We start from the raw sequence: 20,141 nt of genomic DNA, 5'->3' as shown, positions 1-20,141 counted from the left end.
AAGGTGCAACCTTATTTTCAATATGGTTCAAGGATGACTATGTTCCGCCTCTCTTCCCTCACCCTCGCGCTCTCTGCCGGTCTGGCCATGACACTGCTGACCGGTTGCAACTCGGATAACGACTCCTCTTCGGCCACCGGGTCCGACTACCAGTACAGTACCAAGGCTGTCTATGTCGCTCGCCAGGATGCGGGCAGTTATGAAGCGGCGCCAGCCGGCTTCACCCCCGTCTTCACCGAACTGGTTGCCCGACATGGCTCCCGTTCCCTGTCCAGCCCCAAGTATGACGTGCTGACCAAGCAAATCTGGGATGCGGCTTCCCGGCAGGGGGCGCTGACCGATCTGGGTCAGAAGCTCGGCGCCAAGGTGGACGCGGTCACCGCAGCCAACCGGCAATTGGGCTATGGCCTGCTCTCTGCGGTCGGCAAGGAGGAACATGCCCTGCTGGCGACCTGCCTGGCCGAGCGGCTGCCGGCCCTGCTCGGCAAGGGAGGTGTGCCCGGCTGTATCCGGGTCGAGACCTCAGGCAAGGACAGAGCCAACGAGAGCGCCTACTACTTCATGGAGAGCCTGGCCAAACGGGTCGATTTCATCACTGACAGCAAGGCTTGTTACGTGAGCCAGCAGAACCCCTCCGAGATCGACAAGGGGCTGCGCAACAAGTTCGAACTCTACTTCCACAAGACGGAGCCGGAAGGGGATTACCTCCAGTACCTGCCCGCCTTCCAGGCCTATATGGCGTTCGTCGGGGATGAGGAGGAGGGCGTGTCCCCGGCGCCCGAGCTGAGCGAGGCGCTCGGTGGCCTCAAGACCCTGCCCCAGACCCGGGTGATGGCGCGCGAGATGCTTGAACGCCTCTACAGCAAGGCGTTCGTCGACGAGCTGGCTGCCGGTGTCGAATATGTGGCGGTGAACCCGGAAGATGGTGACAAGACCTATGTGCGTGACGAGGTGGATGCCGCCCTCATGCTCTACAACCTCTTCATCATTGGCCCGGGGATGATCCGCGAGGCGCAGGTGCAAGGGGCGCCCTGGGATCTGGAGCAGTTCATCACCCCGGAGGAGTCGGCCTGGTTCTCCTACCTCTCCGATGCCGAGGACTTCTACGAGAAGGGGCCAAGCCTTGCCAGCCAGCGCGCTACCTACGCCGTGGCCCAACCCCTGCTCGACGGCCTGTTCGACGAGGTGCAGACCCAGGTGGTCGAAGGGGCCGGCGAGCACGTCGCCAAGCTGCGCTTTGCCCATGCCGAGACCTTGATCCCGCTGGCGGCACTGATGCAGCTGGAAGGCAGCCGTCAGAGCGCCCAGCCTGGCGTGCTGATGAGTCAGGCCAACAACGAATGGCGCGGCGGCTGGGTCTCTCCTTATGCGGCCAACATCCAGTGGGACGTTTACCGCAACGACGCAGGCCGGGTGTTGGTGAAGATGCTCTACAACGAGAAGGAGCTTGCCTTCAAGGCCGGTTGCTCTCCCATCGCGGTCGGCAGCTTCTTCTATGACTTCGGCGAGCTCAAGCGTTGCTACGGTTATCCGTCCTGACACCCGCTCCTTGCCTTTGATAGAGCGGGCCTGTCATCACAGGCCCGCTCTGTTTGGCGGCGTCACACCGGGTCGGCTCGTCGTCGTCCCCCATGCCAGGTGGTGCCCATGGATGCGGCTATGATGGCGGCTATCCCGAGCCACTGGGTCGGAGGCAGTTGCTCCTCCAGCCACAACAATCCCATCAGGGCGCCCATGGCGGGCTCGCCGCTGGTCAGAATGCCGTAGCTCTTGAGCGGCAACCGACGCAGGGCAAACATCTCGAGGGAGTAGGGAATGGCACTGGAGAGCAGCCCCACCCCGGCGATGGTCAGCACCACGGGGAGGGTGAAAGTAACCTCGTTCACCCCGCCGAAGCCGAAGGGCAGCACCAGCAGAGTGCCCACCCACATGCCAAGGGCCGGCGCCTGGGCCCCCAGCAAGGCACCTGCCCGCTTGCCGGTCAGCATGTAGAGCCCCCAGAACACCCCGGCCCCGAGCGCCAACGCCACCCCCAGGGGATCGAGGGCCTGTTCGGCCGCCCGCAGCGGCAGCAACAACAGCAGGCCGACGATGGCCAGCGCCAGCCAGAGGAAGTCTGCCCGATGGCGGGAGCCGAGCAGCGCCACCGTCAGCGGGCCGATGAACTCGATGGCCAGCGCCACGCCGAGGGGGATCCGCTCGATCGCCAGATAGAAGAGCAGGTTCATGGCCCCGAGCGACAGCCCATAGGGGATGGCTCCCAGCAGGGTGCGCCGATCGAGGGGCATTCGCCAGAGACGAAACACCAGCGAGAGGAGCAGTGCGGCGCATCCCAGCCGGAACAAGGTGGTACCGGCGGCCCCGATCAGGGGAAATAAGGACTTGGCCAGGGAGGCGCCGAGGGTAATCGACAGCATGGCGAGGATGACCGCCAACAGGGAGGAGAGGGTGGTGGCGTTTGGCGGCATCTCGTTCACACCTGAGCAGGGAAAGGGAAGTAAAATATATCTGGCGATAGCCGTAATCTCGGTCTAAAACTGGACCTATTCGATAATTTTTATCTCTCTATCCCCATGACCGATAAGTTCGATCTGCTCATCCTCGCCGAGCTGCAACAGGATGCCCGTCTACCCACGCCGGAGCTGGCCCACAGGGTCGGTCTTTCCGCCCCTGCCTGCTATCGCCGCGTTCGCGCCTTGCGGGAGTCGGGTCTCATCGAGCGGGAGGTGGCGTTGGTGGCCCCGGCGACCATGGGCTGGCCGATCACCATGCTGGTGCTTGTCACCCTGGAGCGGGATCACGGCCGTATCGTCGATGAGATGATTGGCGTTCTGAAAGGGGAGCCTGAGGTGATGGACCTCTGGTATGTGACGGGGGAGCAGGACTTCGTGCTGCAGGTCGCCGCCAGGGACATGGCGAGCTACGAGCAGTTCACCCGGCGGGTGCTGCATGCCAGGGAGCAGGTGCGCAGTTTCAAGACCCTGGTGGTCATGGGGCAGCACAAGCGTTGCGGCGCCTTGCTGCCAGGGTGAGGAAAGAGGAGGGTGCCGCCGCCTTTCCCGGAATCAAAGGAGCGCGAAGGGGCCGTCAGGAAAACTAAAAGGGACAGGTACTACCTGCCCCTCTGTGTCAGTCGGGCTCCCCGGCAGCCAGCTCCTCTGCCGTCATGGGCCGCAGCACCCGGCAGGGGTTGCCAGCCGCGACCACCCCCGCCGGTACATCCTTGGTCACCACGGATCCCGCCCCGATGACGCTGTTGTCACCTATGGTGACGCCGGGGCAGATGACGACGCTGCCCCCAATCCAGACGTTGTGGCCGATGCGCACCGGCTTGCCGAACTCCACCCCCTTGATGCGCGGCGCCACCGCCACCGGGTGGGCTGCGGTGTAGATCTGCACCCCGGGCGCCAGCAGCACGTTGTCACCTATGTGTACCTCGCACACGTCGAGAATGGTGCACCCCACGTTGGCGTAGAAGTTCTCGCCGACGAAGATGTTGGCGCCATAGTCGCAGAAGAACGGCGGATTGATGGCGCACGCTTTGCCACGGCCGCCCAGCAGTTCATGGAGCAGGGCATCCCGTGCCGGCTTCTCCTGCCAGCTGGTGTTGAAGCTGTGATAGAGCCTGCGGCAGCGCTCCCGCGCCGCCCTGAGTTCGGGGTCACCCGCATCATAGGGCTCCCCCGCCACCATCTTCTGCCACTCGGGGCAACGCTCGGCTGCCCGCTGCGCTGTGATTGTCTCAGCCATCATTGCTCCATCAACCAGATCAGGGATTCGTAAGGGCGCAGCTCGCAGGATTGCGGGCGGGCAGGACTGTCGGGGTAGTTGCCAAGCAGCAAGCGGCCTTCGCCGGTTTGCAGCTCGGCGGGCAGCGCAAACTCCACCGGCTCGCCGTAGAAGTTGCTCACCACCAGCAGGGTCTGGCCGTCGGCGCTGCGCGTATAGGCCCAGATCTGCTCATTTCCCGCCAGCAGCTCCTGATAATCCCCCTGCGTGAAGATGGGGTGCGCCTTGCGAAGGGCGATGAGATCCCGGTAGTGCCAGAACACCGAGTCCGGGTCGGCCAGCGCCGCCTCGGCGTTGATCTCGGGGTAGTTGGCGGCGGGTTTGAGCCAGGGCGAACCTTGGGTGAAGCCTGCGTTGGGGGCCGCGCTCCACTGCATGGGCGTGCGGGAGTTGTCTCTGGACTTGGCCGCCAGAATGGCGAGGATCTCGGCCTCGCTCATCCCTTCAGCCTGCTTGATGGCGAAAATATTGCGGCTCTCCACATCCTGATAGTCATCGATGCGCTGATAGCCGGGGTTGGTCATGCCGATCTCCTCCCCCTGATAGATGTAGGGCGTCCCCTGCAACCCGTGCAAGGTGCTGGCCAGCATCTTGGCGGCCACCACCCGATGTTCACCCTCATCACCGAAGCGAGAGACGATGCGCGGCTGATCGTGGTTGCACCAGAACAGCGCCGACCAGCCCTTGCCGTGCATGCCGCTCTGCCAGTGGTTGAAGATGCGCTTGAGCTCGAGGAAATCGAACGGCGCCTTGGTCCACTTGTCACCATTGGGGTAATCCACCTTGAGGTGGTGGAAGTTGAACACCATGGAGAGCTCGGAGCCGTCCAGCGCGCCGTAGCGCTGGCAGTGCTCCAGCGACGTGGAGGACATCTCCCCTACCGTCATGGCGCCCACGGGGGCGAAGACGTCGCGGCTTATGTCCTGCAGGAATTCGTGGATGCGCGGCCCGTCGGTGTAGAAGCGGCGGCCATCCCCCATCTCGTCGCTCGGGAACGCCTGATCCTTGGAGATGAGGTTGATGACGTCGAGGCGGAAGCCGTCGACCCCCTTCTTGGCCCAGAAGTGGATGATGTTTTTGACCTCGGCGAGCACGGCCGGGTTCTCCCAGTTGAGATCCGCCTGCTCGCGGGCGAACAGGTGCAGGTAGTACTGACCGGTGGCCGGGTCCAGCTCCCAGGCGCTGCCGCCAAACTTGGATTGCCAGTTGTTCGGTACGCCGCCTTCTACAGGGTCTTTCCAGATGTAGTAGTCGCGATAGGGGCTGTTTTTATCCCCCAGCGCCGACTTGAACCAGGCGTGCTCGGTGGAGGTGTGGTTGACCACTATATCCATCACGATGCAGATGCCGCGCCCGTGGGCGGCGGCCAGCAGCGCCTCGAAATCTTCCATGGTGCCGTAGGCCGGGTCTATGGCCAGGTAGTCGGCGATGTCGTAGCCGTTGTCCACCTGGGGGGAGACGTAGACGGGGGTCAACCAGAGGGCGTCGATGCCGAGGGTCTTGAGGTAGTCGAGGCGGGCCATGATCCCCTTGAGATCACCGGTGCCACGGGCGCCGGAGTCCTGAAAGCTCTTGGGGTAGATCTGGTAAATCACGGCGCTTTGCCACCAGGGTGTCTGTGTCATGGTTGGTTCGCTCATTGGTTGAAACTGGTTGGAACAGGGCAAAGAAAAAGGGCGGAGCCATGGCTCCGCCGATGTTGTGTGGATCAGGCGGTCGCCAGGTCCAGCTTGCCGGCAGCCTGCTGGCGCTTGTAGACCAGCAGGGTCAGCACCACGGGCACCATTATGGCCACCAGCATGGCGACGGCGTAGATGCCCCAGTATTGCGGCTGGATGGAGAGGATGCCCGGCAGGCCGCCCACCCCGATGCCGTTGGCCATCACGCCGCTGAAGCCGCAGATGAGGGCTGCGAGGCTGGAGCCCACCATGGCGCACAGCATGGGGAACTTGTACTTGAGGTTGATCCCGTACATGGCCGGCTCTGTCACCCCGAGGTAGGCAGAGATGGCGGCCGGGACCGAAATCTCCCGTTCGTTCTCCTTGCGGCTGATAAGGATGATCCCCACCACGGCAGAGGCCTGGGCTATGTTGGAGAGCGCGATCAGTGGCCAGATGGGGGTGCCTCCCATGCTCTGCATCAGCTGCAGATCCACCGCGTTGGTGGTGTGGTGGATGCCGGTGATGACCAGGGGGGCATAGAGGAAGCCGAACAGGGCAGCGCCGATGGGGGCGAAGGAACCTGTCATGGCGGCCTTGGCGGCGAAGCCGACACCCTCACCAATCCAGCGACCGAAGGGGCCGATGAAGGCGTGGGCCACGATCACCGCCAGCAGCAGGGAGATGAAGGGCACTATCACCAGGTAGAGGTAAGCCGGAATGATGCGCTTGAGGTTGGTCTCTACCCAGGCGAGGAAGACACCCGCCAGCAGGGCCGGAATGACCTGGGCCTGATAGCCCACCTTCTGGATGACGAAGAGGCCGAAGTCCCACACTTCCGGGGTCTGCTGGCCGATGCCGTAGGCGTTCATCAGCTGCGGCGAGACCAGGGTGATACCCAGCACTATGCCGAGGATCTCGGAGCCCCCCATCTTCTTCACCGCAGACCAGCAGACACCCACCGGCAGGAAGTGGAAGATGGCCTCACCCAGCAACCAGAGGAAGGCGTGGACCTGGGCCCAGAACTGGCTGATCTCCACCAGGGTATGGGTCCCGTCGTCGAACATCTTGATGTCGCCGATGACGTTGCGAAAACCCAGGATCAGGCCGCCGGTGATGATGGCGGGCAGCAGGGGCACGAAGATCTCCGCCAGGTGGGAGATGCCGCGCTCCAGCGGATTCATGTTGTGGCGGGCCGCCTGCTTGGCGGCATCCTTGCTGGCGCCGCTCACCCCTATCTCCTGGGTCAGCGCCTTGTACCACTGATCCACCTCGTTGCCGATCACCACCTGGAACTGGCCGCCCTGGGTGAAGCTCCCCTTCACCGAGGGTATGGTCTCGATGGCCTTGGGGTCGGCCTTGGCCGGGTCGGCCAGCACGAACCTGAGTCGGGTCAGGCAGTGGCTGACGGTGGTGATGTTGTCCTTGCCGCCGATCCGTTCGATCAGCTGTGCCAGATGTTGTGTGTTGACTTTTGACATGAGCCTTCCCTCTGTGACTCCATGAATAATGGTCGTGTCTTTGCCGGCTGGCCAATGACCGCCCGCTTATTGGTATCGTTCCCAATCAGCATGAGGCCAGTGGTCGACATCAGCAATGGGAACGTTCCCAATTCGTGGCGCTGGTCACAAAAAGCGCAAAACACCGAGAATGGAGGTAAAGATAGACTACAGGGGCTGACAGGGGGCGATGGTGGCTCTGGGGGGCTGCCCCTCTTCAATCTGGTCGAGCAGCTGTCTGGCGGCCAGGATACCGGCGTCCTTGTAGCCGAAATCCAGGCTGAGGGTGTTGGCAAAGAGGAAAGTCAGCATGGGATTGCTGCCGAGGCCGCTCACCAGGATGTCGGTGCGACCCTGCTCCTGCAGGTATTTGGCGGCGCCTATGGCCAGGGTATCGCTGGCGCAGACCATGGCCTGGATGGTGGGGGTGAGCAGCTCGGCCGCGAGCCGATAGCCGCTTTGCAGACCGAGATCCCCGAGGGCGCTGTGGGGGACGCGCCCCTGCTCCCGACAGTAGTCGAGATAGGCCTGGTGCCGGCGCAGCCCCGTGGTGAGATCGTTGCGTTCGACCCCCAGATAGGCCACCTCGTCGATGCCTCGTCCCCTGAGGTGATCGAGCACGGCCCGCACCGCCCCCTCGTCATCGTAACAAACGGACGAAAACCCGGGGTGCTCGCGCACCATCAACACCAGCTTTTCCTTGAGCGGCGCCATGGCGGCGTAGTCCAGATCGTTGAAGGCAAACAGGATGATGCCGTCCACCCCGCGCCGCTCCAGCACTGCCAGGTGCTCGCTCACCTTGGTGGGGGAGAACTTGCTCTCCATCAGCACGGCGTCGTAGCCGCGGGCGTAGAGGGTCTCCAGCATGCCGCGCACCGCCTGGTTCTCCGAGCTGGAGTCGAGGCGTGACACCACTATGCCGACCACCTGCTGGCTCTGGCTGCGCATGGCCCGGGCCGACTTGCTCGGCACGAAGTCGTGCTCTGCGATCACCGCCTCGACCCTGGCTCTGGTCTGGGCGTTGACCTTGGGATCCTGATTGAGCACCCGGGAGACGGTCGACTTGCCGACCCCGCTGAGGCGAGCGATATCGAGGATGGTCAGTTTCTTTTCCATGGGGGATCCGTGACAGGGGAGGGCGACAACCGGGATGCAGACATTGTTGTGATTAACTCCTGTGAATACAAGCCCATGGCGTTAGAATGCCCTTTCCCAGGCGACTTTCTTCGCCGTTGCACAGGACGCGCATCATGGATCTGTTGGCAAGTCTGCACTTCTCCCTCTCCATCACGGGCCCCATCTGTCTGGTGCTGGTGCTCGGCATCTGGCTCAAGCGGCTGGGCCTCTTGCCTGACAGCTTCGTCGAGTCCGCCTCCCGTCTGGTGTTTCAGGTCACCCTGCCCGCCCTTTTGTTTCTCAGCATGGTGCGCACCGACTTTTCCACCATGCCGAGCCCCTGGCTGATCCTCTACGGCCTGCTCGGCACCCTGGCCGGTTTTCTGGTGCTCGAGCTGCTGGCGGCCCGCTTCATCAGCGAGCAGAAATTGCGGGGCATCTTCGTGCAGGGCAGCTTTCGCGGCAACATGGGGATCATGGGGCTGGCCTACGTGCAAAACGCCTACGGCCCGGAGGGGATAGGCGCCGCCGCCCTGCTGGTGGGCTCCATCACCGTGCTCTACAACATCCTCGCGGTGATCACCCTGACCCGCAGCCTGGGGGGCGGGAAAGGGATCAGGCCCATCCTCAAGGGGATTGTCAGAAATCCCCTCATCATCGCCATCCTGGCGGCGCTGCCGTTCGGCCTGCTCGGCATAGAGTTGCCCCAGCTGGTGATTACCACGGGCAACTACTTCGCCAACATGACACTACCGTTGGCGCTGCTCTGCACCGGTGCCAGCCTCAACCTCAAGGCCCTGCGCGGCGGCGCCATGCTGACCGGCTGGGCCACCGCCAACCGTCTGTTCTGCATTCCCGTGCTGCTGGTGCTGGGAGCCTGGGCGCTCGGTTTCAACACCCAGGCCCTCGGCATCCTGTTTCTCATCAGCTCCACCCCCACCGCAGCCGCCAGCTATGTGATGACCCGTGCCATGGGGGGCGACAGCGCCCTGGCGGCGAACATCATCGCCACCACCACGCTCGGTTCGCTGGTGACCACCAGCCTGGGGGCGGCGCTGATGAACTATCTGGGGCTGATGGGATAGCCCTTCAGCCCAGCCGCTCGCGTTCCTGCTCCAGCACCATTTTTTCATGGGCCAGGAAGAAGGGGCGGTAGAGTACATAGCTGTTGAGGATACAGACCAGGCTCATCAGGCCATTGCTCCAACTGCCGTTGGCCGCCCAGGCGGCGCCCAGCGGGGAGGGCATGGACCAGGGCAGCAGGGCGATGAACTTGTCGAGGAAACCCCACTGGGTCAGCTGCCAGGCGATCACCGCATTGATCAGGGGAACGCCGATAAAGGGCAGGAAAAACAACGGATTCATGATGATGGGAAAACCGAACAGCAGCGGCTCGTTGATGTTGAACATGGAGGGGATGAACCCCAGCTTGCCCACCGACTGGATGGAGTGGCTGCGGCTGCGCATGGCCATGAACACCAGAGGCAAGGTAGTCCCAATCCCCCCGATCAGCAGGTAATAGTCCCAGAACCCTTGCAGGAAGATGTGGGGCAGGGGCTCACCCGCCATGAGCGCGGCCTGGTTGGCGCTCACCCCGGCCATCCAGAAGGGTGACAGCAAACCGGTCACTATAAGGGCGCCGTGGATCCCCATGAACCAGAGCAGATGGGCAATCAGCAGGGTGATCAGCAGGGCTGGCAGGGTGTCGGCACCCACGATCAGGGGCCGGAACAGGGCGGCCATGAAGTCCGGTAGACTGATCCCGAACTGTTGCTGCAACCAGAGCCGCAGCAGGCTCAGCGAAAGCATGATGAACAGCAGCGGCACGATCAGCTGAAAGCCTCGCCGCGTCATCACCGGCACCTCATCCGGCATCTGGATGTACCAGCCCCGGCGATAGAAGAACCGGGTCACCTCTACCGAGTAGAACGCCATCAGCAGGGCCGTGAAGATTCCGGCGCCCCCCAGATAACCAAAGACACCGGGCTGCAGCGAGCGAAAGTCGATCAGCATCAGGAACGCCATGCAGCCTCCCAGACCGCATAGACGCTCGGGCATCTCGTATGCCTTGGCGAGGCTGGACGCCGCGCCGAAGGCGATGATCAGTGCCACCAGCCCCAGGGTGTGGGAGTAGACGGGAAACAGGAAGGGATGCAGCTCCCGCGCCAGCCAGTGCAACCACTGCCCGAAGGCGTGCGGCGTGTCGGGGGCGATGGGAGGATAGAGAATGGGGACCAGCAGGCTGCCGACGATGACGAAGGGCATGGCCAGCTGAAAACCATCGCGCAACGAGAGCACATGGCGACTGCGGGTCAGCCAGTTGGCAAACGGTACCATGCGCTGCTCTATCATGCCGACCAGCATTGCCATCCATTGCAGATTCATCACGTTATTCGGTTCCTTGTCATCCTGATACCCCTTGTCATGATGGGGCTTGGACGCCATTTTGACGGCTTTGCGGTTTTGTTTCCGTAATATCCGCGACCATTTTGCCATTTCATTACCTCGCTCACACTTCCCGACCCTTTGAATCGGAAAATGCCGATCTCGCTCACACATCAATGGATTTAATTTGGAAACCGGTTTCCAAATTAAATCCATCCGATCCAGAATGCGCCATCCGTTACGAACGTCTGGAGAATCGGGAAATGAAAAAAATCATGTTGTGCTGCTCTTCCGGCATGTCCACCAGCCTGCTGGTCAAGAAGATGAAAGAGGAGGCGGACAAGCGGGGATTGGACGCCGAGATACAGGCCTTCGGGGCGGCAGAGTTCGATCTGCAGATGCCCCACTACCAGGTGGTGCTGCTGGGGCCCCAGGTCAAATACATGCAAGCCGAGCTGCAGCAGCGTGCCGCAGCCCACGGCGTACCGGTCGACACCATCAACATGATGGATTACGGCATGCAACGGGGTGACAAGGTCCTCGACCATGCCCTCACCCTGATCGGCTGATGTGCAACCCCAACCAGTGAATGTCACAAGGAAACTTTCATGAACACCCTTTACGAGCGTTTTGTCAGTACCATAGAGAACCGGGTCAGCCCCCTGGCCGGGCGGATTGGCCAGCAGAAATACGTGCAGGCGATCCGTGATGGCTTCATCGCCGCTTTGCCCTTCATGATCGTCGGCAGCTTCATGCTGGTGTTCATCTTTCCCCCCTTCTCACCCCAGACCCAGTGGGGCTTCGCCCGCGCCTGGCTCGACTTCTCAGCCACCTATCAACCCCAGCTGCTGCTGCCGTTCCAGCTGAGCATGGGGCTGATGACCCTGTTCATCTCGGTGGGGATAGGGGCCAGCCTGGCCCGCCAGAATGGACTGGATCCGGTCACCACGGGTCTGCTCTGCCTGATGTCCTTCATGCTGGTGGCCGCGCCGGTCAAGGATGGCGCCATCTCCATGCAGTACTTCTCCGGCCAGGGGATCTTCACGGCCCTGATCACCGCCATCTATGCGGCCGAGGTCTATGCCTTCCTCAAGCGCAACAACATCACCATCAAGCTGCCGCCCCAGGTGCCGACCGGTGTCGCCCGCTCCTTCGAGGTGTTGATCCCGGTGCTGGTGATCATCCTGACCCTGCATCCCCTCAACCTGCTGCTGGAAAACAGCACCGGCATGATCCTGCCGGAAGCCATCATGTCCCTGGTCAAGCCGCTGGTGGCCGCCTCCGACTCCCTGCCTGCCATGCTGCTGGCGGTGCTGGTGTGTCAGATCCTCTGGTTCGCCGGGATCCACGGTGCCCTGATCGTCACCGGCATCATGAACCCGTTCTGGATGGCCAACCTGGCCAGCAACCAGGCCGCCATGGCGGCGGGTGAGGCGTTGCCCCACATCTTCCTGCAGGGCTTCTGGGATCACTATCTGCTGATCGGCGGCGTCGGCTCCACCCTGCCGCTGGCCTTCCTGCTACTGCGCAGCAAGGCGGCGCACCTGAGATCCATCGGCAAGATGGGCGTGGTGCCGGGCCTGTTCAACATCAACGAGCCGATCCTGTTCGGTGCCCCCATCGTCATGAACCCTGTCTTCTTCCTGCCCTTCATCCTGGTGCCGATGATCAACGCCACCCTGGCCTGGTTTGCCCTGGATCTTGGTCTGGTCGAGCGGGTGGTGTCGCTCACCCCCTGGACCACACCAGGCCCCATCGGTGCCTCCTGGGCCGCCAACTGGGCCATCAGCCCCATGGTGCTGAGCCTGCTGTGCATGTGCTCCGCCGCAGCCATGTATTACCCCTTCCTGAAGGCCTATGAGCGCACGTTGCTCAAGCAGGAAGAACGGACTGACTCGAAAGAACCGACACTGGCGGCTGTTGCCAGCCGTTGATTGCCTGCGGGGCCGCCAGGCGGCCTCTTTTTTCAAGCTTGGAGTAACACGAGATGCAATACCGTTTTCCTGAACAGTTCTGGTGGGGCAGCGCCTCGTCTGCCGCCCAGGCGGAAGGTGCCAGCCAGCAAGGGGGCAAGGCGCCCACCATCTGGGATCACTGGTTCGAGCAGTCCCCCCATCGCTTCCATCAGCAGATTGGGCCGGCGCAGACCTCCGGTTTCTATGAGCATTTTCGCGATGATATCCGCCTGCTGAAGCAGCTTGGCCACAACAGTTTCCGCACCTCCATCGCCTGGTCGCGGTTGATCCCGGCGGGACGGGGAGAACCCAACCCACAGGCCGTCGCCTTCTACGACGCCATGCTCGACGAGCTCAAGGCCGAGGGGATAGAGCCCTTCATCTGCCTGTTCCACTTCGACATGCCAATGAGCATGCAGGCGCTGGGTGGCTGGGAGAGTCGGGAGGTGGTCGCCGCTTACGCCGACTTCGCCGACACCTGCTTCCGGTTGTTCGGTCACAAGGTCAAGCACTGGTTCACCTTCAACGAGCCGATCGTGCCGGTGGAGGGGGGCTACCTCTACGACTTCCACTATCCGAACGTGGTGGATTTTCGCCGCGCCGCCACCGTGGCCTATCACACCATGCTGGCTCATGCCACGGCGGTGCAGCGTTACCGGGCCCTCGGTCAGGATGGCCAGATCGGCATCATCCTGAACCTGACCCCCTCCTATCCGCGCTCACAACACCCGGCAGATCTGAAGGCGGCCAACATCGCCGACCTGATGTTCAACCGCAGCTTCCTGGATCCGGCGGTCAAGGGGGAATACCCCGCCGAACTGGTCGAACTGCTGCGCGAATACGATCAGCTGCCGGTCTGCGAGCCGGGGGACAAGGCCCTGCTGGCGGCGGGCAAGATCGACCTGCTGGGGGTCAACTACTACCAGCCGCGCCGGATCAAGGCGCGCAGCCACGCGGTCAACCCTGCCAGCCCCTTCATGCCGGAGTGGTTCTTCGATTACTACGAGATGCCGGGCCGCAAGATGAACCCGCACCGGGGCTGGGAGATCTACGAGCAGGGGATCTACGACATCCTGGTCAACCTGCGCGACCACTACGGCAACATCCCGAGCTACATCTCGGAGAACGGCATGGGGGTCGAGGGGGAGGCCAAGTTCAAGGGCGAGGATGGCCAGATCCAGGATGACTACCGCATCGGCTTCATCCGGGATCACCTCATCTGGCTGCACAAGGCGCTGGAAGAAGGCTGCCAGTGCCGGGGTTATCACCTCTGGACCTTCATCGACAACTGGTCCTGGAGCAACGCCTACAAGAACCGCTACGGCTTCATCGAGCTGGAGCTGGAGAGCCAGACCCGGCGCATCAAGAAGAGCGGCCAGTGGTTTGCCACCGCCGCCCGCGAGCATGGCTTCGACTGATTATTCCGTCAGTCGACCCGTATAAAGAAAGCGCGCCAGCCCAAGGGCCGGCGCCCATCACCAAGGAGTGTGTATGTTCGATCTGGAAGAGACAGTCATGGGTCTCATCATCAATGCCGGCACGAGCCGCAGCCTCTGCTTCGAGGCGCTGCGTCAGGCCAGGGCCGGCCAGTTTGCCGAAGCCGATGACTTGCTGCGTCAGGCCGCCGAGGCCGCTAACGCCGCCCATGCGGTGCAGACCCGGCTGATCGAGGCGGATGAGGGGGAGGGCAAGATCCCGGTCACGCTGATCCTGGTGCATGCCCAGGATCACCTGATGACCGCCATGCTGGCCCGGGAGCTGGTCACCGAGCTCATCGAGCTGCACCGCAAGCTGGCCGCCTGAGGAAGACGATCATGTTGCGACTCGGACTCGACATCGGCGGCACCAAGATTGAGGCTCAACTGCTCGATGGCCTGGGCGTCAGCCTGCTGTGCAAGCGTATCGCGACCCCGACCACGGGGTATGCCGATTTTCTGGTGGCCATCACCGACCTGGTGAACGAGATACGCCAGGAACTGGATGGCCCCTTCACCATAGGCATAGGGCTGCCCGGGGCCATCGACCCGCAGACGGGGCGGATCAAGAATGCCAACTGCCTGTTTCTCAACGGACAAGACCTTAAAGGAGACTTGACCAAGGCGCTGGGCCAGCCGGTCTGGCTCGCCAATGATGCCGACTGTTTCGCCCTCTCGGAGGCCGTCGACGGGGCGGGAGAGGCGGGCAGGGTAGTGTTCGGCATCATCCTCGGCACCGGCTGTGGTGGCGGGCTGGTGGTCAATCGCCAACTCATCGTCGGCCCCAACGCCATCACCGGAGAGTGGGGACACAACCCCCTGCCCGGCTATGACCCGGCTCTGGATGGCCCGAGCCAGCCCTGCTACTGCGGCCGCGACAACTGCATCGAGCGGTTCGTCTCCGGCACTGGATTTGCCGGCCGGTTCGTGGAGCGCCACGGCCGAGGACTGTCGCCGATCGGTATCATCACGGCCGCCGCCGAGGGGGATGTGGAGGCCGAGGCCCACTATGACCACTTCATCCAGGCCCTGGCCCGCAGCGTCGCCAGCCTGATCAACGTGCTGGACCCGGATGTCATCGTGCTGGGAGGAGGTCTTTCCAACATAGATCGCCTCTATCTGGATTTGCCCCAGGCACTGACGCCCTACCTGTTTTCGGATCGCTGCATCACCCCCATGGTGCCTGCCCGTTACGGGGACAGCAGCGGGGTTCGCGGCGCCGCCTGGCTGCCGAGCTGCGTCGAAGGAGCCACCACATGGGCCATCTGAACCATGGTCGGAGGGAGAGCGCCGACTCGCCTCCCCCGGCAGGCGACGCCTGTCAGGGGCTGAGACACTGCCTCGGGCCCTAGCCCCACCCGATTTGATCCATGCCCTTTGCCCCACATTGCGTCGCGATGGGGGAAAGGCATGCCCAAATTTGTCCTCCTCTCGGGGAGACAGATAAATAAGTGCTTGTATATCAAAAACATAAAACTCAAGGAATGATAATAATGAAACTGACAAACCTGTCCGCCCGGATCTTTGCCATCCTGGCCCTGAGCACCCCTTTCATGGCCAGCGCCGTGGTGGAAACCAACACGGACTTCGGGCGCCTGAGCCTGGGGGGTGATGCGGAGATCAACCTGAACGCGTCCAATACTACCCGTGGCAACGTGCTGGGGCAGACCAGCGAGACCCGCACCGATCGCTGGGACGAGGACGGTCGCCTGTTGCTGAACTTCCTCGGAGTGCGAGAATTGGAAGACGGTCGCTACGGCCAGATCCAGATCCAGCCCACCATAGGCACCAACGGTGGAGCCGGTGCCGATGACGCTTATCTGGGATTCGGCCAGCGCAGCAACTGGGGGATGAAGGTCGGCCGTTTCGAGGCCTATGACATGTTCCCGCTGGGTCAGGACATCTTCGTCGAGCACTCCGGTGACAGCGCCAACGACCTCTACTCCGATGGCAATGGTTATGTCTACATGCTGAAGGAGGGTCGTGGCCGGGCAGGAAAGGGCGGCCAGCTGCTGCTCAACAAGGAGACGGGCAACTGGTACCTGGAGCTCTCCAGCCTGATCGGGGACCGCACCAATCTGTTTGCCGGCCAGCAGTACCACGGCTATGCGCTGACCAAGGCCAAGGACTCCATCATCGTGCGTCCCGTCATCGCCTGGAAGGGGGAGAACCTCAAGGTCGCTCTGGGGGCCGAGGGCAACGTGATCAGCGACGCCATCGTCACCAGCGATGACGTCTCGGTGTCCGATCGCATGGGTTACGGCCTCACCACCAGCTGGACCCAGGACGCCCTGGTCATCAACGCCAACGCGGCCCGCATGGACGCCGAGGATGAAACCGATACCACCCTGGGCGCCAACCTGCTCTGGCACAATGCCGGCCTGGGTTACATCTATGCCATCAACGACATCAGCAGCGCCAATCTGAACAACCCCAACGCCGACTTCGGCAAGATGGTGGGCAAGCACACCATCAACACCGTCTATGCCTCCTACAAGATCCCGAGCGTGCTGGATCTGGACAACTTCGACATCTATCTGGGGGCCTACTGGTCCCAGCTGAATGTCGACAGCGCCGAGGTGGACAACATCGACCATTATGGTGGCCGCGTGCGCTTCAAATACTTCTTCTGACCGCCGGGGTCAGAGCTGGCAGGGGGTGGCGATGGCCACCCTTTTCCATTTGTCTCAGCAGGCAAACCTTACCGGCGGGTGCTGGCCTATGTTAGGATGAACTTCTGTTAACCGGTTACCGTTGATGAAGCCATGGCCAATATTACCGATGTATCGCGCCTTGCGAATGTATCCAAAGCCACCGTCTCCCGCGTCCTGAGTGGCTCGCGCGGCGTGCGTGAAGAGAGCCGGTTGGCCGTGCTGCAAGCCGCCGAGCAGCTGAATTTCCGACCCAATGCCACGGCCCGCTCCCTGGCGACCCAGGCGACGGATTGCGTGGGCATCATCCTCTCCCCCCAGCTTGGCAATCGTCTGGCCAGCATGCTGCCGCTGCTGGAAGGGGCCTTGGCCAGGGCGGGAAAGAACATGCTTGTGCGCTTCGCCGATGGGGCGCAGCAACAGCAGCAGGCGGTCGATGAACTGCTGGGAGGGCGTTGTGACGGCGTGCTGGTACTCGGTACCAAACAGCCTCTGAACCCGGACTCGCGCCTCATTCAGCTGGATGGGGTGAGTGAGAGCGACAACCTCAATCTCTGCTACGACCTGACCTTCGCCACCGAGAGCGCCTGTCGCTTCCTGCTCGGCAAGGGCCATCGCCAGCTGGTGCTGATGCTGGATGACAAGAGCTCCCCTGCGGGAAAGAGCGCCATTCAAGGCTATCAACAGGCCCTGCAGCAGCAATCTCTGCCCTATAACAGCCAGTTGGTGATCGATGGCACCGACAACCAGCAGGCGCTGCTCGGCCTGCTCAACCGCTACCTGCCCTTTACCGCACTGGTGGTGCAGCAAGATGCCCAGGCTGCCGACGCCATGCGGCTGTTGCGCGAGTTCAACCTCCATATCCCCCAGGATGTCTCCGTCATCAGCCTGGAAGGCTCCGCCCTGGCGAGCCAGTTGACCCCACCGCTGACCTGCATCGAGTATCCGAGTGAACGGCTGGCCCAGGAGAGCGTGCGGGTGTTGCAAGCGCAACTGGCACAGAGTCTGCGACCGGCCGATGAACAGCAGAAATTCCAGGGGCGTCTGGTGGTGCGTGAATCCGTGGTGGCCCGCTAGGACTTGACCTTGCCGCGAGCGTCAGCTTTAGGCTGACGGCACATCAACAGAGGAGATATCCCATGACCATAGAACTCACCATTTCCGGCATGTCCTGCGGTGGCTGCGCCGCCAGCCTGCAAAAAGCCCTGCTGGCCCAGAGTGCCGTCAGCCAGGCCCAGGTGGATTTTGCCAGCAGCAAGGCCATCATCGAGAGCGAGCTGAGCAAAACCGAATTGATCGCACTGATCGAAGCCAAGGGCTTTAGTGCAAAATGATTTATCCCTATATGGGTAAAAATCAGACCAATATTCTGCTTGCTTCTTTTTATTGGTGGGAGTGATCACTTAAATTTGGTTTAAAAAGGATAAAAATGCTGCAGTTTCCCCATTCAAAAGGACTGCAGCATGACCCTCCCTATCCGCAAGACCCTGATCGCCACCGTACTCGGCCTGACCCTCTCTCCCCTAGCCATGGCCCTGCCCAGCGTCCATATCCTGGCCACTGGCGGCACCATCGCCGGTGCGGGACAGTCCGCCACCCAATCCAACTATGAAGCAGGCAAGGTGGCCATCGAGACCCTGATCGCCGCCGTGCCCGAGATGAAGAACGTGGCCGAGGTGCAGGGTGAGCAGGTGGTCAAGATAGGCTCCCAGGACATGAACGACGAGGTGTGGCTCACGCTCGCCAAGCGGGTCAACGAGCTGCTGGCCAAGGACGACGTGGACGGTATCGTCATCACCCACGGTACCGACACCATGGAAGAGACCGCCTACTTCCTCAACCTGACCGTCAAGAGCGACAAGCCGGTGGTGCTGGTCGGCGCCATGCGTCCCTCCACCGCCATGAGTGCCGATGGCCCGCTCAACCTCTACAACGCCGTAGTGACTGCCTCCGACCCCAGCTCCAAGGGCCGTGGCGTCATGGTCGCCATGAACGATACCGTGCTGGATGCTCGCGATGTCACCAAGACCAACACCACAGGGGTGCAGACCTTCGCCGCCCCCAACTTCGGCCCGCTCGGCTACATCCACAACGGCAAGATCGACTACCAGCGCAGCCCTGCCCGTCTGCACACCAGCAAGACCCCATTTGACGTGAGCAAGCTCGACAAGCTGCCGCTGGTGGGCATCGTCTACAGCTACGCCAACGCCACCGACCTGCCGGCCAAGGCCATGGTGGATGCCAAGTTTGACGGCATCGTCAGCGCCGGGGTGGGCAACGGCAACCTCTACCACAGCCTGTTCGACACCCTGGCCAAGGCGAGCAAGGATGGCATCCGGGTGGTGCGCTCCGCCCGCGTGCCGACCGGTGCCACCACCCTGGATGCCGAGATCGATGACGCCAAGTACGGCTTCGTGGCCGCCGGCACCCTGAACCCGCAGAAGGCACGCATTCTGCTGATGCTCTCCCTGACCCAGAGCAAGGATCCGGCCCAGATCCAGCGCTGGTTCCAGCAGTTCTGATCCCGGGGTTCAACCCGCTAACGTAAACCCATGAAAAAAAGGGGCAGGATCGGATCCTGCCCTTGCTCATGGCGTCATCTTCACATAGAGCGCGCCGTCAGCTCACCATCAGCCAGCCGCAGAACCCCAGGTACACCAGCCCCACGCAGGCCAGCCTGCCCGCCGTCATCCGCCCACGGCTGAAGCCCCACCACAGCAGTGCCACCGCCAGTAGAGTCACCAGCGAGGAGACCATCATGGTGCTGTCGAGCAACCAGGGGGTGAACAGCAGGCAGAACGCCTTGGGAATGGTGCCCTGGATCATCATGGCACCGGAGATGTTGGCCAGTGCCAGCCGGTGTTTGCCCTGCCGCACCCAGATCAGCACGTTCATCAGCTCCGGCATCTCGGTTGCCACCGGGCTCAGCAGCAAGGCCGCCAATACGGGGGAGAGACCAAACAGCTCGCCCATGCTCTCCAGCTGATGAACGAACAGCTGGGCCGACAACGCCACCACCACCAGCGCTCCTAGGGTCTGCAACAGCACCTTGCGAAGGGCCGGGATCTCGGCCTCGGGATCCAGCTTGAGAGGCTCTGGCAACTCGACCTCGTGGCTGTCGGTCTGTTTCAGCTCACGCCGCACGTAGACCAGATAAACCAGCACGAACAGCGGGGCCAGCCAGGTTTTACCGGTGAAGGCCACCATGCCGAGGGCCACCGCCACCAGGAAGATGCCGGCGAACCAGGCCTGATCCCGGCCTATCTCGCGCTGTACCTCGCCATCGATGACCCTGTGTTCACGGCTCATGCACAGCAGCAGGGTCACGCCGACGGCGGCATAGCCTATGGTGGAGAGCACCAGGGGACCACCGAGGGCGGCGCCTATCCCAATCTGCTGCTGGGCGGGAGCATCCCCCATCAACAGCGCGGTCAGGGTGACGATGCATTCGGGCAGGGCAGTGCCGAGGGCCGCCAGCAGGGAACCGGTGGCGCTTTGGGATAACTTGAAGTGATGGCCGGTCCATTCGATACCGTTGACGAAATATTCGCAGGCGAGATAGATGGTGACGGCAGAGAACAGGAATAACAGCAGGGTGATCAACATAATAGGT

General features: G+C 62.4%; 19 protein-coding genes. 12 read left to right on the top strand and 7 right to left on the bottom strand.

Translation table 11 applies throughout. The features are described from left to right. Positions 1-33 precede the first annotated feature (33 nt). Positions 34-1,539, top strand: a complete 1,506-nt coding sequence (locus tag ACB039_RS05190; RefSeq protein ID WP_371165254.1) for a histidine-type phosphatase — start codon at positions 34-36, stop codon at positions 1,537-1,539. Between the two features lie 62 nt (positions 1,540-1,601). Here ACB039_RS05190 and ACB039_RS05185 read toward each other — a convergent pair whose 3' ends face one another. Continuing rightward, positions 1,602-2,468 (bottom strand): DMT family transporter, encoded by an 867-nt coding sequence (locus ACB039_RS05185; RefSeq protein ID WP_371165253.1) that lies wholly within the window; start codon positions 2,466-2,468, stop codon positions 1,602-1,604. A gap of 105 nt (positions 2,469-2,573) precedes the next feature. Here ACB039_RS05185 and ACB039_RS05180 point away from each other — a divergent pair, with 105 nt between their 5' ends. Next, complete coding sequence (locus tag ACB039_RS05180; protein ID WP_042648158.1) at positions 2,574-3,032, top strand: Lrp/AsnC family transcriptional regulator; 459 nt, start codon at positions 2,574-2,576, stop codon at positions 3,030-3,032. Between the two features lie 97 nt (positions 3,033-3,129). On the opposite strand, the gene ACB039_RS05175 is transcribed toward ACB039_RS05180, so the two are convergent. The 4 genes from ACB039_RS05175 to treR all read right to left on the bottom strand — a co-directional run bounded on the left by ACB039_RS05175 (position 3,130) and on the right by treR (position 8,062). Then, positions 3,130-3,750 carry a sugar O-acetyltransferase gene (locus ACB039_RS05175; RefSeq protein ID WP_171273157.1) on the bottom strand — a complete coding sequence of 207 codons (621 nt, stop codon included), beginning with the start codon at positions 3,748-3,750 and terminating at the stop codon, positions 3,130-3,132. Beyond that, on the bottom strand, positions 3,750-5,414 hold the full coding sequence (gene treC, locus ACB039_RS05170) for an alpha,alpha-phosphotrehalase (RefSeq protein WP_371165252.1): 1,665 nt from the start codon (positions 5,412-5,414) through the stop codon (positions 3,750-3,752). Before treC ends, ACB039_RS05175 begins: the two co-directional genes overlap by 1 nt. Before the next feature lie 83 nt (positions 5,415-5,497). Then, positions 5,498-6,928 carry a PTS trehalose transporter subunit IIBC gene (treB, locus tag ACB039_RS05165; protein ID WP_371165251.1) on the bottom strand — a complete coding sequence of 477 codons (1,431 nt, stop codon included), beginning with the start codon at positions 6,926-6,928 and terminating at the stop codon, positions 5,498-5,500. A gap of 186 nt (positions 6,929-7,114) precedes the next feature. Beyond that, positions 7,115-8,062, bottom strand: a complete 948-nt coding sequence (gene treR, locus ACB039_RS05160; RefSeq protein WP_371165250.1) for a trehalose operon repressor TreR — start codon at positions 8,060-8,062, stop codon at positions 7,115-7,117. A 134-nt stretch (positions 8,063-8,196) separates the two neighbouring features. Between treR and ACB039_RS05155 the strand changes: the two genes are divergently transcribed. Then, the gene (locus ACB039_RS05155) at positions 8,197-9,147 is read left to right on the top strand and encodes an AEC family transporter (RefSeq protein WP_005323502.1); all 951 of its coding nucleotides are present in this window, start codon (positions 8,197-8,199) and stop codon (positions 9,145-9,147) included. Positions 9,148-9,151: 4 nt separating this feature from the next. Here the strand turns inward: ACB039_RS05155 and ACB039_RS05150 are convergent, their stop codons facing one another. Beyond that, entirely contained in the window at positions 9,152-10,447 is a 1,296-nt protein-coding gene (locus ACB039_RS05150) for a PTS sugar transporter subunit IIC (protein WP_161507869.1), read from the bottom strand. A 263-nt stretch (positions 10,448-10,710) separates the two neighbouring features. On the opposite strand from ACB039_RS05150, the gene ACB039_RS05145 reads away from it, so the two are divergent. From ACB039_RS05145 to ansB, 9 genes are all read left to right on the top strand, one after another. Then, positions 10,711-11,016, top strand: coding sequence for a PTS sugar transporter subunit IIB (locus ACB039_RS05145; RefSeq protein WP_041204936.1), 306 nt, complete (start codon positions 10,711-10,713; stop codon positions 11,014-11,016). A gap of 39 nt (positions 11,017-11,055) precedes the next feature. Next, a complete protein-coding gene (locus tag ACB039_RS05140) occupies positions 11,056-12,381 on the top strand; it encodes a PTS sugar transporter subunit IIC (protein WP_371165249.1) in 1,326 nt (441 codons plus the stop codon). A 53-nt stretch (positions 12,382-12,434) separates the two neighbouring features. Continuing rightward, positions 12,435-13,820, top strand: a complete 1,386-nt coding sequence (locus tag ACB039_RS05135; RefSeq protein ID WP_371165248.1) for a glycoside hydrolase family 1 protein — start codon at positions 12,435-12,437, stop codon at positions 13,818-13,820. Between the two features lie 73 nt (positions 13,821-13,893). Next, on the top strand, positions 13,894-14,205 hold the full coding sequence (gene chbA / locus ACB039_RS05130; RefSeq protein ID WP_182787506.1) for a PTS N,N'-diacetylchitobiose transporter subunit IIA: 312 nt from the start codon (positions 13,894-13,896) through the stop codon (positions 14,203-14,205). Between the two features lie 11 nt (positions 14,206-14,216). Then, the gene (locus ACB039_RS05125) at positions 14,217-15,146 is read left to right on the top strand and encodes an ROK family protein (protein WP_270824777.1); all 930 of its coding nucleotides are present in this window, start codon (positions 14,217-14,219) and stop codon (positions 15,144-15,146) included. A gap of 224 nt (positions 15,147-15,370) precedes the next feature. Beyond that, positions 15,371-16,510 (top strand): carbohydrate porin, encoded by a 1,140-nt coding sequence (locus ACB039_RS05120; RefSeq protein WP_171273165.1) that lies wholly within the window; start codon positions 15,371-15,373, stop codon positions 16,508-16,510. Positions 16,511-16,642: 132 nt separating this feature from the next. Then, entirely contained in the window at positions 16,643-17,605 is a 963-nt protein-coding gene (locus ACB039_RS05115) for a LacI family DNA-binding transcriptional regulator (protein ID WP_161507533.1), read from the top strand. 62 nt (positions 17,606-17,667) lie between these two features. Further along, positions 17,668-17,862: a heavy-metal-associated domain-containing protein gene (locus ACB039_RS05110; RefSeq protein ID WP_043128585.1), complete on the top strand. Its 195-nt coding sequence runs from the start codon at positions 17,668-17,670 to the stop codon at positions 17,860-17,862. A gap of 129 nt (positions 17,863-17,991) precedes the next feature. Then, positions 17,992-19,050, top strand: a complete 1,059-nt coding sequence (gene ansB, locus ACB039_RS05105; RefSeq protein WP_371165247.1) for an L-asparaginase 2 — start codon at positions 17,992-17,994, stop codon at positions 19,048-19,050. A gap of 97 nt (positions 19,051-19,147) precedes the next feature. Here the strand turns inward: ansB and ACB039_RS05100 are convergent, their stop codons facing one another. Next, entirely contained in the window at positions 19,148-20,134 is a 987-nt protein-coding gene (locus ACB039_RS05100; protein WP_268435612.1) for a sodium:calcium antiporter, read from the bottom strand. Positions 20,135-20,141 lie beyond the last annotated feature (7 nt).

Source organism: Aeromonas sp. S2(2024) (genome assembly GCF_041402505.1).
GTDB classification, from domain to species: Bacteria; Pseudomonadota; Gammaproteobacteria; order Enterobacterales; family Aeromonadaceae; genus Aeromonas; species Aeromonas media.
The sequence above is the reverse complement of the archived record's forward strand: the minus strand, read 5'-3'. Positions and strand labels throughout refer to the sequence as shown.

Coding starts and splice junctions, on each gene's coding strand:
- ACB039_RS05190 (WP_371165254.1), top strand. CDS start 34: ATGACTATGTTCCGCCTCTCTTCCCTCACCCTCGCGCTCTCTGCCGGT.
- ACB039_RS05185 (WP_371165253.1), bottom strand. CDS start 2,468: ATGCCGCCAAACGCCACCACCCTCTCCTCCCTGTTGGCGGTCATCCTC.
- ACB039_RS05180 (WP_042648158.1), top strand. CDS start 2,574: ATGACCGATAAGTTCGATCTGCTCATCCTCGCCGAGCTGCAACAGGAT.
- ACB039_RS05175 (WP_171273157.1), bottom strand. CDS start 3,750: ATGGCTGAGACAATCACAGCGCAGCGGGCAGCCGAGCGTTGCCCCGAG.
- treC (WP_371165252.1), bottom strand. CDS start 5,414: ATGACACAGACACCCTGGTGGCAAAGCGCCGTGATTTACCAGATCTAC.
- treB (WP_371165251.1), bottom strand. CDS start 6,928: ATGTCAAAAGTCAACACACAACATCTGGCACAGCTGATCGAACGGATC.
- treR (WP_371165250.1), bottom strand. CDS start 8,062: ATGGAAAAGAAACTGACCATCCTCGATATCGCTCGCCTCAGCGGGGTC.
- ACB039_RS05155 (WP_005323502.1), top strand. CDS start 8,197: ATGGATCTGTTGGCAAGTCTGCACTTCTCCCTCTCCATCACGGGCCCC.
- ACB039_RS05150 (WP_161507869.1), bottom strand. CDS start 10,447: ATGAATCTGCAATGGATGGCAATGCTGGTCGGCATGATAGAGCAGCGC.
- ACB039_RS05145 (WP_041204936.1), top strand. CDS start 10,711: ATGAAAAAAATCATGTTGTGCTGCTCTTCCGGCATGTCCACCAGCCTG.
- ACB039_RS05140 (WP_371165249.1), top strand. CDS start 11,056: ATGAACACCCTTTACGAGCGTTTTGTCAGTACCATAGAGAACCGGGTC.
- ACB039_RS05135 (WP_371165248.1), top strand. CDS start 12,435: ATGCAATACCGTTTTCCTGAACAGTTCTGGTGGGGCAGCGCCTCGTCT.
- chbA (WP_182787506.1), top strand. CDS start 13,894: ATGTTCGATCTGGAAGAGACAGTCATGGGTCTCATCATCAATGCCGGC.
- ACB039_RS05125 (WP_270824777.1), top strand. CDS start 14,217: ATGTTGCGACTCGGACTCGACATCGGCGGCACCAAGATTGAGGCTCAA.
- ACB039_RS05120 (WP_171273165.1), top strand. CDS start 15,371: ATGAAACTGACAAACCTGTCCGCCCGGATCTTTGCCATCCTGGCCCTG.
- ACB039_RS05115 (WP_161507533.1), top strand. CDS start 16,643: ATGGCCAATATTACCGATGTATCGCGCCTTGCGAATGTATCCAAAGCC.
- ACB039_RS05110 (WP_043128585.1), top strand. CDS start 17,668: ATGACCATAGAACTCACCATTTCCGGCATGTCCTGCGGTGGCTGCGCC.
- ansB (WP_371165247.1), top strand. CDS start 17,992: ATGACCCTCCCTATCCGCAAGACCCTGATCGCCACCGTACTCGGCCTG.
- ACB039_RS05100 (WP_268435612.1), bottom strand. CDS start 20,134: ATGTTGATCACCCTGCTGTTATTCCTGTTCTCTGCCGTCACCATCTAT.